At 58.1% G+C, this 15808-nt stretch carries 13 protein-coding genes; 7 read left to right on the forward strand and 6 right to left on the reverse strand.

Annotated features, from left to right (window positions below; all coding sequences use genetic code 11):
- Window positions 1–46: 46 nt before the first annotated feature.
- Together PQR63_RS04390 and PQR63_RS04395 are read left to right on the forward strand one after the other, a co-directional pair.
- Window positions 47–448, forward strand: coding sequence for a group II truncated hemoglobin (locus PQR63_RS04390; protein WP_408165948.1), 402 nt, complete (start codon window positions 47–49; stop codon window positions 446–448).
- Between the two features lie 17 nt (window positions 449–465).
- On the forward strand, window positions 466–1941 hold the full coding sequence (locus tag PQR63_RS04395) for a DNA recombination protein RmuC (RefSeq protein WP_408165950.1): 1476 nt from the start codon (window positions 466–468) through the stop codon (window positions 1939–1941).
- A 46-nt stretch (window positions 1942–1987) separates the two neighbouring features.
- Here PQR63_RS04395 and PQR63_RS04400 read toward each other — a convergent pair whose 3' ends face one another.
- The 5 genes from PQR63_RS04400 to PQR63_RS04420 form a co-directional block, all read right to left on the reverse strand.
- The gene (locus PQR63_RS04400) at window positions 1988–3427 is read right to left on the reverse strand and encodes a coniferyl aldehyde dehydrogenase (protein ID WP_408165952.1); all 1440 of its coding nucleotides are present in this window, start codon (window positions 3425–3427) and stop codon (window positions 1988–1990) included.
- Between the two features lie 12 nt (window positions 3428–3439).
- The gene (gene moeA / locus PQR63_RS04405; protein ID WP_408165954.1) at window positions 3440–4726 is read right to left on the reverse strand and encodes a molybdopterin molybdotransferase MoeA; all 1287 of its coding nucleotides are present in this window, start codon (window positions 4724–4726) and stop codon (window positions 3440–3442) included.
- Window positions 4727–5371, reverse strand: coding sequence for a molybdenum cofactor guanylyltransferase MobA (mobA, locus tag PQR63_RS04410; protein ID WP_408165956.1), 645 nt, complete (start codon window positions 5369–5371; stop codon window positions 4727–4729).
- On the reverse strand, window positions 5371–6495 hold the full coding sequence (moaA, locus tag PQR63_RS04415; RefSeq protein ID WP_408165958.1) for a GTP 3',8-cyclase MoaA: 1125 nt from the start codon (window positions 6493–6495) through the stop codon (window positions 5371–5373). Before moaA ends, mobA begins: the two co-directional genes overlap by 1 nt.
- A 259-nt stretch (window positions 6496–6754) precedes the next feature.
- Window positions 6755–9847: an Rne/Rng family ribonuclease gene (locus PQR63_RS04420; RefSeq protein WP_408165960.1), complete on the reverse strand. Its 3093-nt coding sequence runs from the start codon at window positions 9845–9847 to the stop codon at window positions 6755–6757.
- A gap of 687 nt (window positions 9848–10534) precedes the next feature.
- On the opposite strand from PQR63_RS04420, the gene PQR63_RS04425 reads away from it, so the two are divergent.
- The 5 genes from PQR63_RS04425 to PQR63_RS04445 all read left to right on the forward strand — a co-directional run bounded on the left by PQR63_RS04425 (window position 10535) and on the right by PQR63_RS04445 (window position 14856).
- Window positions 10535–11569: an RluA family pseudouridine synthase gene (locus PQR63_RS04425; RefSeq protein WP_408165962.1), complete on the forward strand. Its 1035-nt coding sequence runs from the start codon at window positions 10535–10537 to the stop codon at window positions 11567–11569.
- Between the two features lie 57 nt (window positions 11570–11626).
- Complete coding sequence (locus PQR63_RS04430) at window positions 11627–12286, forward strand: HAD-IA family hydrolase (RefSeq protein WP_408165964.1); 660 nt, start codon at window positions 11627–11629, stop codon at window positions 12284–12286.
- A gap of 31 nt (window positions 12287–12317) precedes the next feature.
- A complete protein-coding gene (locus PQR63_RS04435; protein ID WP_408165966.1) occupies window positions 12318–12689 on the forward strand; it encodes a Rieske (2Fe-2S) protein in 372 nt (123 codons plus the stop codon).
- 70 nt (window positions 12690–12759) lie between these two features.
- Entirely contained in the window at window positions 12760–13812 is a 1053-nt protein-coding gene (locus tag PQR63_RS04440; protein ID WP_408165968.1) for a S49 family peptidase, read from the forward strand.
- Between the two features lie 84 nt (window positions 13813–13896).
- Window positions 13897–14856, forward strand: coding sequence for an alpha/beta hydrolase (locus PQR63_RS04445; RefSeq protein WP_408165970.1), 960 nt, complete (start codon window positions 13897–13899; stop codon window positions 14854–14856).
- On the opposite strand, the gene PQR63_RS04450 is transcribed toward PQR63_RS04445, so the two are convergent.
- The gene (locus PQR63_RS04450; RefSeq protein ID WP_408165972.1) at window positions 14828–15580 is read right to left on the reverse strand and encodes an SAM-dependent methyltransferase; all 753 of its coding nucleotides are present in this window, start codon (window positions 15578–15580) and stop codon (window positions 14828–14830) included. The two genes, PQR63_RS04445 and PQR63_RS04450, sit on opposite strands and share 29 nt — an antisense overlap.
- Window positions 15581–15808: the final 228 nt, after the last annotated feature.

Genomic DNA, 15808 nt, shown 5'->3' on the forward strand with positions numbered 1-15808 from the left:
GGGCTGAACGGGCGGCCGGACGGCAGCTGCGCTATCATCTCGGTCTATGCAAATCGAAGACCCAAATCAACCGACTGTCTATGACATGATCGGCGGCGCGGATAAGCTGCGCGAAATGGTGGATCGCTTTTACGATCTGATGGACCTTGAGCCGGAGTTCGCCGGCATCCGCGCGCTGCACCCACCCTCGCTGGACGGATCGCGCGACAAAACCTACTGGTTTTTGTCCGGCTGGAGCGGTGGCCCCAATCTGTATATCGAACGTTTCGGCCATCCTTTTCTGCGGGCGCGCCATCTGCCGTTCTCAATCGGTATTTCCGAGCGCGATCAATGGCTGCGCTGCATGGCCTGGGCAATGGAAGACACCGGCCTCGACGAAACACTGCGCACCCGGCTGATGGAATCTTTTTTCCAGACGGCGGACTGGATGCGCAACAAGCCTGAATGAATCAATAACACGACGACATGACACAAACTGAACTGATCCTTATTGTCCTCATTGCTGTCGGCATTGTGCTGCAAGTGCTGATCCTGATGCGTGGCCGCGGTAGTGTTGATATCGCCACGCCTTTGCAGCAGGTGAAGAGCGAACTGCAACGTCACCAGCAAGACTTGGCCGAACGCAGCGAACGCGAATTGCGCGAGCAGATGCAGAGCAATGCACAGAATACGCGCCAGGAACTCGGCAGTAATTTCGGCCAGCTGCAACAGACGCTGGCGGCGCAGATGACCAGCGTAGCCACCTTGCAGAACAACCAGATCGATAGCTTTGCGCAGCAATTGGTCAAACTCAACGAGACCAACGCCCAGCAACTCGACGGCATGCGCCAGACCATGAACTTGCAGGCGCAAGCCAGTCGTGAAGAACAGGCCGCTTCGCTCAAGCGCTTTGGCGACACGCTCAATCAGACGCTGTCCACACTGACGGAGTCAAATGCGCAGCGCATGGCAGAAGTGCGCGCCACGCTGGAAGCCAAGATCAAAGATCTGCAGCTCGACAACGGCAATCGCCTTGAAGAAATGCGTAAAACCGTTGACGAAAAATTGCACGCGACATTAGAGCAGCGTCTGGGCGAATCCTTCAAGCTGGTGTCCGACCGTCTCGACAAGGTACATCAGGGTCTGGGCGAGATGCAGCAACTGGCCATCGGCGTGGGCGATCTGAAGCGCGTACTCACCAACGTCAAGACGCGCGGCACTTGGGGTGAGGTTCAGTTGGAAATGTTGCTGGAACAAATGCTCACTCCCGACCAGTACGCCAAGAACGTCGAGACCGTACCCAACACCGGCGAGCGGGTTGAATTCGCGATCAAGCTGCCCGGCAACGACGATGGCGGCACGCCGGTCTGGATGCCGATTGATGCCAAGTTCCCGAAAGAGCAATACGAACGTCTGGCGGAGGCCGCTGACCGCGCCGATGCGGAAGGCGTGGCGCAAGCGGGGCGCGAGTTGGAGCGCGCGGTGCGTGGCGAAGCCAAAACCATCGCTGAGAAATATCTGTCGCCGCCGCTCACTACCGACTTCGCAATTTTGTTCCTGCCGACCGAAGGGCTGTATGCCGAAGTCATGCGTCGTCCAGGTTTATCGGATGACTTGCAGCGCACGCATCGCGTCAGCATCGCCGGCCCGTCAACGCTGTCCGCTTTGCTGAACAGCTTGCAAATGGGCTTCCGCACACTGGCGCTGGAGAAGCGCTCGTCGGAAGTCTGGCAAGTGCTGGGCGCGGTGAAGACCGAGTTCACCAAGTTTGGCGATGTGCTGGCTGCAACCAAGAGCACGCTGGAACGCGCCGCCAAAAACATCGAGCAAGCCGAGACGCGTACACGTCAAATGACGCGCAAGTTGAAGTCGGTGGAAGCACTGCCGAGCGACACGGCGCAAAAACTGCTGGGAACGGCGGAGCCGGAAATCGACGGCGACGGTCAGAGCGAATTGCTCTAAGGCCGGACATTGCCATCCCGGCGAGAGCCGGGATATCTGCAAGGATTCAGCGAATCAACAACTTCATCAACAGCGCAAATGCCTTGCCATAAGGCGGACTGAACAGCCGCATTGCATTGATGCGGCTCTGCCTGAATACCGGCTTCATATGCGAAAAACGCCGGAAGCCTTCCTCCCCATGATAGGCACCGATGCCGGATGCGCCGACGCCGCCGAAGGGCAGGTCTTCCTGTGCGATATGCAGCAGCGTATCGTTGATGGTGACACCGCCGGAGACTGTCTGTTGCAGCACCCGGTCGATGATACGAGAGTCGTTGTCGAAGACATATAACGCCAGCGGACGCGGTCCGGCGTTGACGGTTGCAATGGCGTCGCCGATCTTTTCATAAGTGACTAAAGGCAGCAGCGGGCCAAAGATTTCTTCCTGCATGATGCGTGCATCGGCTGGGGCCTGCGTCACGGCAAGCGGCGGCAGCAGGCGCGTCGATGCATGTGGTGCGCGCCGGCTCAGCGGCGTCAATACCGCCCCATGCTGCTGGGCATCGCTGCACAGCGCGGCCAGGCGTTCGTAGTGGCGCTGATTGACGATGCTGGTGTAGTCGTCAGTCGCCAGGCGTTCATCATTGAGAGACGGGTAAAACCGTGCAACCACATCGCGAGCACAATCGATAAAGGCCTTCTCGCGTCCTTTGGGCAGCAGCACGTAGTCCGGGGCAATGCAGGTCTGGCCGGCGTTGAGCAGCTTGCCACTGATGATGCGCGTCACGGCATGCCGGAAGTCGGCGGACGGCCCGATGATGGCCGGCGATTTGCCGCCCAGTTCCAGTGTCACCGGTGTCAGGTTGGTACTGGCGACGCGCATGACTTCGCGACCGACCGCCGTCGAACCGGTGAAGACCAGATGGTCAAAGGGCAGGGCGCAAAACTCTTGCGCCAGTGCGACATTGCCGCCGCTATCACCGCTACGATCACCGCTGCTATCACCATTGACGATGGCAATTTCATCGTCCGAAAAAGATTGCCGGATCAACTGATCGAACAGCGTGCCGAATGTCGGCGTGTGTTCCGAGAGTTTGACCATGGCCAGATTGCCGGCCGCGAGCACACAGCTGAGTGGGCCGATGGTCAGCAGCAGCGGGTAATTCCAGGGCGTGATGATGCCTACTACGCCCAGAGGTTGCGGCAGCAAGATGTTACGTGCGGGTTTGTACCAGATGGATGTGGGGCGCGATTGCGGCTGCATCCAGATGTGGCCGTGTGCCAGCGCATGATCGATGGCTTGCAGGCTGGTGAAGACTTCCAGGAATTGGGTTTCGTGCTGAGAACGATTGCCGAAGTCTTGGCTGATGGCGGTCGCGATGTCGTGCTTGTGGCGAATCAGCAGATGGCGCAGGCGCTGCAGTCTGTCGCGGCGCAACTCCCATGAGACAGTCGGTTCGGCACGCGAATGGTCGTGCAGTTGGCGAAAGCGCAGAGGGAGCGACATCGCCGTGTTCCTTTACGTCAAGCCGTCGAACAGCACGACTTGCACCGCGTCGCCGGCAGCCACTTCACCTTGCGCGTCGTCCAGCACGATGATGCAGTTGGCGTCCGACATGGAGCGCAATATACCGGAGCCCTGTGCACCGGTCAGCCGTACTTTCCAGTCGCCATCGTCGTCAGCCGCGAGAATGCCGCGCTGGTATTCGGTGCGTCCGGGTTTCTTGCGGATGGCGGAGAGAGATTTTACTTTCAGGCGCGGCAACGGGCTAGCGTTGGCACCGGACATGCGCAGCAAGGCATCGCGCACGAAGAAATAGAAGCTGACCATGACCGCTACCGGATTGCCGGGCAAGCCGAACAGATAGGCGCCGCGGCCTTGCGAGGCGATGCGGCCGAAGGCCATGGGACGGCCTGGACGCATGCCGATCTTCCAGAACAGCATGTCTCCCAGCTTGGTCATGGTTGGTTTGGTGTAGTCGGCGGCACCGACCGAGACGCCGCCGGAAGTAATGACGGCGTCGGCATGTTCGCAGGCGCTGCGGAACGCTGCTTCCATCGCAACCGGATCATCCTTCACCACGCCCATGTCGATGATGTCGCAACCCAGGCGCGTCAGCATGCCGTAAAGCGTGTAGCGGTTGGAGTCGTAGACGCAACCCGGTTCAAGCGGCTCGCCGACGGAACGCAATTCGTCACCGGTGGAAAAGAAGGCCACGCGCAAACGTCGTTTGACGCCGACTTCGGCTACGCCCAGAGAGGCCAGCAAACCGATATCGGCCGGGCGGAGGATTTTGCCGGCACGCAGAGCGACCTGGCCGTCGCGCAAATCTTCTCCGCGTAGACGCCGGTTGTCGCCGCGGCGTACGCGACCGGCAGGAATGGTCACGGAGGTCTCGTCGGCATTCTCGGTAAATTCTTGCGGGATCACCGTATCGCAATCGGCAGGCATGGCCGCCCCAGTCATGATGCGCACGCATTCACCGCTGGCGACGGCGCCGTCAAAGCGTTGCCCGGCATGGACGCTGGCAACAATGCGCAGGGTCAATGTCTTGCCCTCGGCCAGGTCATCACCGCGCAGGGCATAGCCATCCATAGCGGAATTGTCATTGGCCGGGACATCAATGGTCGAGACGATGTCGGTCGCCAGCGTGCGATCAAGGGCGCTGCGGATGGCGACTTGTTCAACCGATTCGATTGGCTGCACGAAGTCATGGATGATCTTCTGTGCCTGCGGCACGGTCATGGCGTTGGGGTCGTAACCCGAAACGCAGCTGACGATCTCGGACAGGGAGGCTTGAGTCATTTATTCTGATTCCAGTTTTTCGATTTTGCCGGTCGATTCCAAGGCGTGGAGCTCTTGCAAGGTGTTGACGTTGCTGAAGGCAGTTTCGTCATCAAAATGAACTTCGGCAGTACGGATGCCGGCAAACCAGCGTTCCATCTTGCGGCCGTCGTCTTGCAAAAATTGCGTCAGCAAAGGCAGCAGCGTTTTTTTCAGCAGACAGAACACCGGATGACGTTGCTGTTGGCCGTAATGACCGGTGACGGCAAGCGCCGCATCGGCGTTGTTTTGTTCCATTCGCTCAGCGAGTCTGGCCACCAGATCAGCGGGCAGTAAAGGCGAGTCGCACGGTACGGCAGCCAGGTAATCGGTAGAACAATGCGTCAGACCGCTGTGCAGCCCCGCCAAGGGGCCGGGAAAGTCCGACAGCAGATCAGGCCATACCAGTGCATGAAACTCGGCTCCAAGCGCTGCATAGTCGTTCTCATGACGATTAGCATTGATGGCGAGGCAATGAACTTGCGGCGAAAGACGTTCCAGCGCATGTGCCGCCAGCGGTTTACCGCGAAAAGCCTGCAGACCTTTGTCGACATGCCCCATGCGGCTGCCGCGTCCGCCGGCAAGAATCAGTCCTGTAATCTGTTGGGGCGCGATGGACACGGCCATCACCCGCCGATATACGACATTTCCACCTTGCGGACTTGCGGCATCGATGTTGTGGATGTGTCCTTGTTTTCGCTGCGCAGTTCGGAATAGCGATCGCCGCGTTGACGCCACAGGCTGGCGATGGCGGAGGAGATCTCGGCATCGCTGCGTTCGCCGCGCAGCAAGCCGCGCAGATCATGGCCTTCACTGGCGAACAGGCAGGTGTAAATTTTTCCTTCGGTGGAAAGGCGGGCGCGACTGCAATCGTGGCAGAACGCTTGGGTTACGCTAGAGATCACACCAACTTCACCGCTGCCATCTTTATAGCGCCAACGTTGTGCGGTTTCGCCGGCATAGTTGGCGTCGATTGCTTCCAGCGGCATCTCGGCGTTGATACGTGCAATGACTTCGCTGGAAGGCACGACTTCATCCATGCGCCAGCCGTTGGAACTGCCGACATCCATGTATTCGATGAAGCGCAGGACAAACGGCGTGTTCTTGAAATGCCGCGCCATTGGCAGGATTTCGTGATCGTTGACGCCTTTTTTGACCACCATATTGATCTTGATCGGGCCCAGACCGACTTTGTGCGCCACTTCCAGGCCATGCAGGATTTGCGAGACCGAGACGTCAACGTCGTTCATGCGCTTGAAGTTGGCGTCGTCCAATGCATCCAGCGAGACGGTGACGCGCTTGAGGCCGGCGTCTTTCAATGCCTGAGCCTTTTGCGCCAGCAGGGTGCCGTTGGTGGTCAGGGTCAGGTCGAGTTCGCGGCCATCGGGGGTTTTGATCGCGTGCAGCATGGCGATCAGGCGTTCCAGATGCTTGCGCAGCAGCGGCTCGCCGCCGGTCAGACGGATCTTTTCGACGCCGTGGGCGACGAACAACGTGGCCAGGCGGGTGATTTCTTCAAAAGACAGCAAAGAGGAATGCGGCAAGAAGCTGTAGTCCTTGTCGAATACTTCTTTGGGCATGCAATAGACACAGCGGAAATTGCAGCGGTCAGTAACCGAAATGCGCAGGTCGTGCAGCGGACGCATCAAGGCATCGGTAAGAAAGCCGGTCGGTGCTTCCAACAGCGCGGGAACGGCTGCTATGCCGCCGACAGGGCGTTCGTCAAAGATGGGGATGATGCGCTTATTCATACTCGCTACGATAGCACGAGGCGGGAAATTAGACAGTGTACAGAACCCATATCCACAACAAGGCACAGCGTATAACGCGACTGGAGTTTAGTTTCTTTTTGGCAAAAAAGACCGACTGCGCTGATTCTTCGTCCAAGTACTTTTTTGCTTACTTTTCTTTGTTTTATTACTAAAACAGCAGGCAAGAAAAAAGGGAGCTTTCGCTCCCTTTTTTCACTGCGCTGCAACGTCGGCATCAGTGCATGCCGACGCAGATGCATCAACGACGGGTTTCGACCTGAACCAGTGGCTCTGTCGATTGTGGCGGCAATGGCTTGCGTTCGCGCGGTACGTGTACCGGCGGTGCGATCTGAGCAGCAGCAGCCTGGGCGGCGCGCAGCTTTTCCGGATCGGTGCTTGCCAGGGTCAGACCGGCCGACGACAGCATGTCGTGCAGGTCATTCCATTGCTGCTTGCCGTTGGCGGCTGGTGCAGTTGCCTGAACCGGTGCCTGGGCAGGCGCCGCAGCAGTAACTGGCGCAGGAGCGGCTGCGACAACCGGTGCTGGTTCGACGGCTGCCGGAGCAGCAGCGTCAGGTAACAGGCTGATTTGTTGCGGTGCTGCCGGCGTTGTTGCTGCTGCAGGTGCTTCTGCAACGGCAGGAGCCGGGGCAGGTGCAACTGGTGCTGGTGCAGCTTCAACAGCAGGTTCAGCGACGACCGGAGCAGCAACGACTGGTGCAGGAGCAACAGGCGCTTCCGCAGCGATCACAACTGGTTCTTGAACAGGTGCAGGTGTCGGTGCTGGTACAGCTTCGACTGCAGGTGCTGTCGCAACGGGCACGGCGGCGGGAGCGGCCACTTCAGCAACCGTGTTCACCACTGCTGGTGTTGTCGGTGCTACAGGTGCTTTCTCGTACCAAGGGCGTTCTGCTGCGTCGTCAGCGGGGGCTGCTTGTGGCGCAACGGATGCTGCAACGGGTGCCGACTCTTCGCCATCCACCAGTTCGCCTTCACCGTTTTCACCGCCGACGTTATCACCTGGTTCGCGATCACGACGATTACGGTTACGGCCACCGCGACGGCGACGACGACGTGGTTCGCCTTCTTCGGTCGTGCCTTCGACTTGATTACCGACGACTTGAGCGGCTTCAGCGCCTTCGACTGCTACGGCGGCAACACCGGTTGCCAGTGCGGCTTCCAATGGCAATGCCTCGTCGGCTTTTGGCAGATCCTTGCGCTCTTCGCGTGGAGGACGTGGTTGGCGTGGCTGACGCGGTTCGCGTGGCTCACGGGCTTCGCTACCTTCGCGCGGTTCGCGGTTTTCGCGACCTTCGCGTGGCTGGCGCGGTTCGCGTGGTTCACGCGGCTCACGATTTTCGCGGTCGTTGCGGCCTTCTGCACCTTCACGTGGCTCGCGCGCTTCCTTCGGCTCACGCGGTGGGCGTGGCTGACGTGCCGGTTTGGCTTCGGCGTCCTGCTTGCCGGATTCTTCGCGGGCATTTTTCTCTGGCGCAGCGCCGTCACGTTCTTCGCGCTCGTTGCGGTTGCGGCCGTTACGGTTGCGACCATTGCGGTTGCGGCCGTTACGGTCAGCGTGTTCGCGTTTTTGTGGCGTTTTGGTTTCGGCTGGAGCGGCAACAGGAGTTGCTTCTGCCGGCTTGGCGCGGAAGAAGCTCCAGATTTTGCTGAAGAAGCCCGATTCCGGGGCCAGTGTTGGCACTGTTTCAACCGGTGCAGCAACCTTGCGTTCGACGATAGGAGCAGGTTGGTCAGGGGTGATGCCCTTGACGACGGCTTCCTGGCGTGGCTTGAGGTCTTCCTTCTGGCGCTTGCTGTAACCGATGTCGGTTTCTGCTTGTTCGGCCATGGCGTAGCTGGCTTGCGCGTCGTCCAGGCGCGGATCGTCGTGCTTGATGCGCTCGAGCTTGTAGTGCGGCGTTTCCAAGTGCTTGTTCGGGATCATGATGACCGTTACGCGGTGGCGTGTTTCGATCTTCAGGATTTCGCCGCGCTTTTCGTTCAACAGGAAAGCGGCGACGTCGACCGGTGCCTGCACGTGGATGGCGGCAGAGTTTTCCTTCATTGCTTCTTCCTGGATGATGCGCAGGACTTGCAATGCGGACGATTCGGTATCGCGGATGTGACCGGTGCCGTTGCAACGCGGGCAAGTCACGTGGCTGCCTTCGGACAGCGACGGACGCAGGCGTTGGCGCGACAATTCCATCAGGCCGAAGCGCGAGATCTTGCCCATCTGGACGCGAGCACGGTCGTGGTGCAGAGCGTCTTTCAGGCGGGATTCGACTTCACGCTGGTTCTTGGCGTTTTCCATGTCGATGAAGTCGATGACGATCAGGCCGCCCAGATCGCGCAAGCGCAACTGGCGGGCCACTTCGTCGGCGGCTTCAAGGTTGGTGTAGAAGGCGGTGGTTTCGATGTCGGAGCCGCGGGTGGCGCGCGCCGAGTTGACGTCGACTGACACCAGGGCTTCGGTGTGATCGATCACGATGGCGCCGCCCGATGGCAACGGTACGGTGCGCGAGTAGGCGGTTTCGATCTGGTGTTCGATCTGGAAGCGCGAGAACAGCGGCACATCGTCGTTGTAGCGCTTGACGCGGTGAACCATGTCCGGCATCACGTGGGCCATGAACTGCTGGGCCTGGTCGTGAATGTCGTCGGTGTCGATCAGGATTTCACCGATATCAGGCTGGAAATAGTCGCGGATCGCGCGGATCACCAGCGAGGATTCCTGATAAATCAGGAATGCGCCGGAACCGGTCTGGCCGGCACCTTCGATGGCGCGCCAGAGTTGCATCAGGTAGTTCAAGTCCCATTGCAGTTCGTCGACGTTGCGGCCGATGCCTGCAGTGCGGGCGATGACGGACATGCCGTTTGGCAGATCCAGTTTGTCCATGGTTTCGCGCAGTTCCTGGCGGTCTTCACCTTCGACACGACGAGATACGCCGCCGCCGCGCGGGTTGTTCGGCATCAGAACCAGGTAGCGGCCTGCCAGGGAGATGAACGAGGTCAGGGCTGCGCCCTTGTTGCCGCGTTCTTCCTTCTCGACCTGGACGATGATTTCCTGGCCTTCGCGCAGGGCTTCCTTGATGGAAGCGTTGCGGACATCGATGCCTTCCTTGAAATAGGTACGGGCAACTTCCTTGAACGGCAAAAAGCCGTGGCGTTCTTCGCCGTAATTGACGAAGCAGGCTTCCAAAGAAGGTTCGATGCGGGTGATGACGCCTTTGTAAATATTGGATTTACGCTGTTCGCGTCCGGTGGCTTCAATATCGATGTCGATCAGTTTTTGACCGTCAACGATGGCTACGCGCAATTCTTCCTGCTGCGTAGCGTTGAACAACATACGTTTCATGTTTCACTCCGTGGCACTGAGGCCGTAATGGCGCTTTTTAAAAGTACGCCATAAGTACAAGGATGTACGCGAGAACGAAGTGATTGGGGGAGGGAATTGCCTTAGTGTGTGAAGTGCGCCTTGATGGCGGCGGCACTCAAGCACAACGGGGCGCGGATGCGGTGAACCGGGAAGCCGAGCAACTCCGTATCCACGCTTGCCGTTCCGCATGAGGCGGTCACGGTCGCTGTGGACGGTAAGTTGTCATTAAGAGCCAAACGAAGCATTTTTCTAAAAGTTGGCAAATCGGCGAATCGGGTTCAACTGCATCAACCGGCAAGCACTTCGTTTTTCAACTGAAGGTCTTGCCAGACTTTATCCTGATAATCCAAGCACATCTATTCAACATCCAAGTGCGTTATCCGATTGCAACTGCGGTGCAAACTGGACTCGCGCAGGGATGATGCGTACACGTTTTTGAGGAACCGTCCAATCCGCGCGGAGAAATGTCGCGTCCGCAATGTCTTCGTAGGGTGTACGAGGCTTGCCGACAGGACCCTGTCGCCGCATGCTGCGATTTTTCGTGGTTCCCCCCATCAAATTTGCAAATTAGCGAGGCTGATGAAGACGCCTCTGTGTAGAATGGTCTTTTTTATTCTTACACTGACACCGGTTTTCTGACCAGCGTCGAGCGATTATATATTCAAAATGAAGGACTTAGCGAGATTTTCTGGGAAGACGCCTGAAAAGCCTGAATCACCCGCGTCGACCCAATCTGCACCTGCTTCGCCGCAAGTCCAGCTGCTCACGATATCGGAAGAGGAAGCCGGTCAACGCATCGACAATTTCCTCTTGCGCGTCTGCAAGGGCGTGCCCAAAAGCCATATTTACCGTGTCCTGCGTTCCGGCGAAGTACGTGTCAACAAGGGCCGTATCGACCAGACTTATCGTCTGCAAGACGGGGACATCCTGCGCGTGCCGCCCATCCGTATTGCCGAAAAGGCATCTGCTGCCGTTGCTCCTGGCGCAGAGTTCAAGATATTGCTGGAAGATAATCATCTGTTGATCATCGACAAGCCTGCAGGCGTCGCCGTGCATGGCGGTTCGGGGGTCAGTTATGGTGTCATCGAGCAACTTCGCGCTTCGCGCCCGGATGCCAAATTTCTTGAACTGGTGCATCGGCTTGACCGCGATACGTCGGGGATTTTGTTGCTGGCGAAGAAACGTTCGGCGCTGACCAACCTGCATGAGCAGATTCGCGATGGTCTGACCGACAAGCGCTATCTGACGCTCGTCCATGGCGACTGGAAAAACGCGCGCCAGCACATTAAGTTGCCGCTGCACAAATACAGCACCGCAGACGGCGAACGCCGCGTGCGCGTGCAGGATGACGGTCAGGCTTCGCATACGGTGTTTTCGCTGATTCGCCGTTACAGTGAATTTGCCTTGCTCGAAGCGGAACTGAAAACCGGTCGGACACACCAAATACGCGTGCATTTGTCTGCCAGCGGATTTGCCATTGTCGGCGACGACAAATATGGCGATTTCACGCTGAATAAGGCATTGCAGAAGGCGAACGGCGAGCGCGTCGCTTTCAAGCGCATGTTTTTGCATGCGCACCAGATCAGCTTTACGCATCCGGACAGCGGCAAGACGGTGACGCTCAAGGCAGGTTTGCCGCCGGAGTGCCAACGCTTCCTGAAAAGCCTGGATGCAAGCGATGCCGGGACGGAGAACGCCTGATTGCGAATGTCGTGAGCCGGCCGCTACACCCATTTTGATTATGTTGAAAAGTGAAACATGGCAAGAAAGCAATTTGATTTAATCGTATTCGACTGGGACGGCACGCTGATGGACAGCACGTCGACTATTGTCAGGTGCATTCAGGCTGCGGCCCGCGACCTGGGATTGCCGATTCCCGACAAGAGTGCTGCTTCCTATGTGATCGGCCTGGGTTTGCAGGATGCGATGCAGGCGGCGATCCCCGATGTCGATCCCAAGTACTACCCGCGCATCGTCGAGCGTTATCGGCATCACTATCTTGGGCAGGACAAGGATCTGACCCTGTTTGACGGCGTCAAGGAGATGCTGGACGACCTCGGGCAGCAAGGCTATTTTCTGGCGGTCGCCACAGGCAAGAGCCGCGTCGGCCTGAATCGTGCCCTCAATACCACCAAGCTGTTGTCGGTGTTCGATGCGACACGTTGCGCCGACGAAACTTTTTCCAAGCCGCATCCTGCCATGCTGCAGGAGCTCACACGTGAGCTGGGGCAGGAGATGGGCCGCACGCTGATGATCGGCGACACCACCCACGACTTGCAGATGGCCATTAATGCAGGCGCAGCCGGTGTTGCGGTAGAATTCGGCGCGCATCCGGTCGAGCAGTTGCAGGCATTGAACCCGCTCTATAGCGCTGGTTCGATCAAGGTTCTGCATCAGTGGCTGAATGAAAACGCATAGCAGCGCATAGCAATATCAGGGGAAACCTGCAATGGATGAAGTAGCGATTCCAGTATGTGACTCGGCTGACATCGAAGAAGGCGGCAAGGGTAAGCGCTTTGCGGTGTCGGTGCATGGTGACGATGCGACCGGCTTCGTGGTGCGATACGGCGGCACGGTGTACGGCTATCTGAACCGTTGTGCGCACGTGCCGATCGAGCTTGACTGGGCCGAGGGTGAATTTTTCGAGTCCAGCGGCCTCTATCTCATGTGCGCAACGCATGGTGCAGTCTATGCGCCGGATAGCGGCAAATGCGAAGGCGGTCCATGCACCGGCGCGCGCTTGCGCAAGATCATGGTATTCGAGAAAGACGGCGGCATTTTCTGGACGCCCGATGATTATGTAAGGCCCGCGCTGGCATGAGCCATGCGGGAACCAAGGCAGTCGAAGGCGGCATATCGGCCTTCTTCGAGCTGCTTATCAGAGTGACGATATGAGCAATAACGAATTCGAAAATCCTCAGGCACAACCGCCGCAATCACCACAATCTCCGCCATCAGCGCCCCCAGTGCCACCAACTACCGGCACCTCAGCGTCAGGTGAAGAAAAGAAGGGCGGCTGGGAGCGCGACGTGCTCGAAAAGCTGGCCCTGTTCGCCGTCAAGGAACAACGTGCGCGCCGCCGCTGGAGTATTTTCTTCAAGATTGCCGGGCTGGCTGTATTCGTTTTCGTGATCTGGTCGGCATTCAATTACACCAAGTCGGACGCGGAGCCGGTCGGCACGCATACCGCTCTGGTTGAAATCAACGGCACTATCGAAGCCGAAGGCCGTGGCTCGGCCGCAGCCGTTATCCCGGCGCTGGATAAGGCATTCGCCGCCGATGATTCGATGGGGGTCATCCTCAAGATCAACAGCCCCGGCGGTAGCCCGGTGCAAGCCGGCATGATCAACGATGAGATCGTGCGTCTGCGCAAGGAATATCCGAAGAAGCCGTTGTATGTCGTGGTGGAAGAAATGTGTGCATCCGGCGGCTATTACATCGCTGCGGCGGCTGACAAGATTTACGTCAACAAGGCCAGCATCGTCGGTTCCATCGGTGTGCTGATGGATGGTTTTGGCTTCACCGGTCTGATGGACAAGGTCGGCGTTGAGCGCCGTCTGCTCACTGCCGGTGAGAACAAAGGCTTCATGGATCCGTTCAGCCCGCAAAACGCCAAGCAAAAGGAATACGCCCAGCAAATGCTGAGCGACATTCATCAGCAATTTATCGATGCTGTACGCAAAGGCCGCGGCCAGCGTTTGAAAGAAACGCCGGAAACTTTCTCCGGCCTGTTCTGGATCGGTTCCAAAGCGGTTGAGATGGGTCTGGCCGATGGTTACGGCACTGTCGACAGCGTGGCGCGTGATGTGATCAAGGCGGAAGATCTGGTCGATTACACCCAGACCGAAGGTTTGCCTGAGCGCGTGCTGAAGAAGTTCGGCGTAGCGGTTGGCAGTGGTGTTGCCAAGTCGATGCTGTCGGGCGGCGCGATTCAGTTGCGGTAGTCAGATCGTCGATAAAAAAAGAAATAAGGCGGCGGCTTCGTCGCCTTTTTTATCGCTGGAGACAATTGAGTAGGAGAGGTGGCGATGCATACACTCAGACATCCGGGAAATCCTATCTCCACCGTCACGCGTATCTTTCGTGCGCTGACCCTTGGTTGGTTACTTGCATCGCTCACCATTGCAACGGCGTGGTCTCAAACGAATACGGCTGTGCAATTTACCCAGCAGGTCGTTGATGTGCCGACGCGTCCCGGTGTGACGCAGCGTTTCCTCTACCTGGTTCCACAGCATCCGGTCGCGACAGTGATTTTGTTTGCCGGCGGGCAGGGCGGTTTGCAGATTTCCACAGAGGGCGCGTTCAAGGGTGGTGGCGGCAACTTCCTCGTGCGTTCGCGTCAGCTGTTTGTCGAGCGAGGGTTTGCGGTTGCCGTTGTGGATGCGCCGTCAGATCGGCAGTCTTTTCCGTTTCTCGGTGGCTTTCGCCAGACTTCTCAGCATGTGGAAGACATGAAAGCCGTCATGGCGTGGCTGCGTCAGCAACAGGTGGCGCAGCCAGCGATTTCCGTATGGCTGATCGGCACCAGCCGGGGGACGCAATCGGCGGCCTTCATCGCGACGCAACTGGATCACACGGAAGGCGGGCCGGACGGGCTGGTGCTGACGTCCACCATTCTGCGCGAGAACAAAGGTGGTCGCGCCGTACCCGACATGCAACTACAAGGGTTGCGTATTCCCGTGCTGGTGGTTCATCACGAACAGGATGGGTGCAAGCTGTGTGCGTTCAGCGACATCCCGCGGCTGATGGATGCGCTTAGTGCGGTCTCGCAAAAGGAGTTGATCAGCGTGCGCGGAGGAACGAGTCAGGGCGACCCCTGCGAAGCCAGGGCTTACCACGGCTATAACGGCATCGAGCAGGATGTAGTGACGCGCATCGCTGACTGGATCACCGCCAGCGTTGGCCGCAGTAGTGATTTTGAGCTGAGGTCGCAATACGGCGACCTTGTGTCAGCGGCGCTTAATCGGCCAGCAGCAAAAACACAGTAGGTTTTTTGTGAAAGTCCGGTGTCTTGCCGGCAGCAATGTCATTCTTCCATTTAGTCGCGGTCTGCGTCTTGATCGCTTCGCTCGCCAGCGTCAGATCAGTCGCTACGCTGATGAGCGTCGTGCCATTGCATGCCGTTGCCAATGCTTCCAGCATGGCGCCGTTGCGATAGGGCGTTTCGATCAGTAACTGAGTTTGCTTTTCCTGACGGGAGCGATCTTCCAATTGTTTGATGCGTTTGGCGCGTTGTGCGGCGTCGGTCGGCAGATAGCCATTGAAAGCAAAGCTCTGGCCGTTCAAACCGCTGCTCATGACTGCCAGCAGCAAGGACGAAGGGCCAACCAGCGGACGAACCTGGATACCGTGCTGATGCGCCAGGCGAACCAGATTGGCGCCGGGATCTGCCACTGCCGGTACGCCGGCTTCCGAAATCAATCCCGCATCTTGTCCCGCCAGTAGCGGCGCGAGCAAGGCCGGCAAGGCTGCCGCTTCGGTGTTGACGTTGAGTTCGGCGATCTTGATTTCTTGCAAGGGTTTTGCCAGCGGATAGTTGGCGTTGATCAGTTTCAGGAAGGCGCGTGTGGTCTTGGCGTTTTCTGCGACAAAATAGTCGAGACGCGCGGCAAGCGCCTGTACTTCGGCTGGCAGGATTGTGGCAAGTACATCACCGTCCGCGGCGTCGACAGGGCCGAGGGTGTTGGGTACGAGATAAAGAATACCGGGCATGTTTAAATCGTTAAAATAAGGGCTGGCGCTATTAGACCTTATTTCACCGTTGACTGCGAGCATGTTTGTGCTGCCTGATGTAGGCAAGGCCCGTATTTGCAGGCTTTTCGGGATGATGAGAAAGTCTTTTGCAATGTGTTGCCAGATTAGTGCGGATGTCATGAAACTGTCATGCTAGGCAACTATTGTGTCAGTTCGTCAGCATTTTTTAAAATTTGCTAAATAATT

This window comes from Herbaspirillum rhizosphaerae (genome assembly GCF_046025915.1).
GTDB classification, from domain to species: Bacteria; Pseudomonadota; Gammaproteobacteria; order Burkholderiales; family Burkholderiaceae_D; genus Herbaspirillum; species Herbaspirillum rhizosphaerae_A.

What these genes read in the sequence shown, in the direction of transcription:
- PQR63_RS04425 (WP_408165962.1), top strand. Translation starts at nt 10,535, where the DNA reads ATGAAGGACTTAGCGAGATTTTCTGGGAAGACGCCTGAAAAGCCTGAA.
- moaA (WP_408165958.1), bottom strand. Translation starts at nt 6,495, where the DNA reads ATGAATAAGCGCATCATCCCCATCTTTGACGAACGCCCTGTCGGCGGC.
- PQR63_RS04440 (WP_408165968.1), top strand. Translation starts at nt 12,760, where the DNA reads ATGAGCAATAACGAATTCGAAAATCCTCAGGCACAACCGCCGCAATCA.
- moeA (WP_408165954.1), bottom strand. Translation starts at nt 4,726, where the DNA reads ATGACTCAAGCCTCCCTGTCCGAGATCGTCAGCTGCGTTTCGGGTTAC.
- PQR63_RS04420 (WP_408165960.1), bottom strand. Translation starts at nt 9,847, where the DNA reads ATGAAACGTATGTTGTTCAACGCTACGCAGCAGGAAGAATTGCGCGTA.
- PQR63_RS04395 (WP_408165950.1), top strand. Translation starts at nt 466, where the DNA reads ATGACACAAACTGAACTGATCCTTATTGTCCTCATTGCTGTCGGCATT.
- PQR63_RS04435 (WP_408165966.1), top strand. Translation starts at nt 12,318, where the DNA reads ATGGATGAAGTAGCGATTCCAGTATGTGACTCGGCTGACATCGAAGAA.
- mobA (WP_408165956.1), bottom strand. Translation starts at nt 5,371, where the DNA reads ATGGCCGTGTCCATCGCGCCCCAACAGATTACAGGACTGATTCTTGCC.
- PQR63_RS04430 (WP_408165964.1), top strand. Translation starts at nt 11,627, where the DNA reads ATGGCAAGAAAGCAATTTGATTTAATCGTATTCGACTGGGACGGCACG.
- PQR63_RS04450 (WP_408165972.1), bottom strand. Translation starts at nt 15,580, where the DNA reads ATGCCCGGTATTCTTTATCTCGTACCCAACACCCTCGGCCCTGTCGAC.
- PQR63_RS04400 (WP_408165952.1), bottom strand. Translation starts at nt 3,427, where the DNA reads ATGTCGCTCCCTCTGCGCTTTCGCCAACTGCACGACCATTCGCGTGCC.
- PQR63_RS04445 (WP_408165970.1), top strand. Translation starts at nt 13,897, where the DNA reads ATGCATACACTCAGACATCCGGGAAATCCTATCTCCACCGTCACGCGT.
- PQR63_RS04390 (WP_408165948.1), top strand. Translation starts at nt 47, where the DNA reads ATGCAAATCGAAGACCCAAATCAACCGACTGTCTATGACATGATCGGC.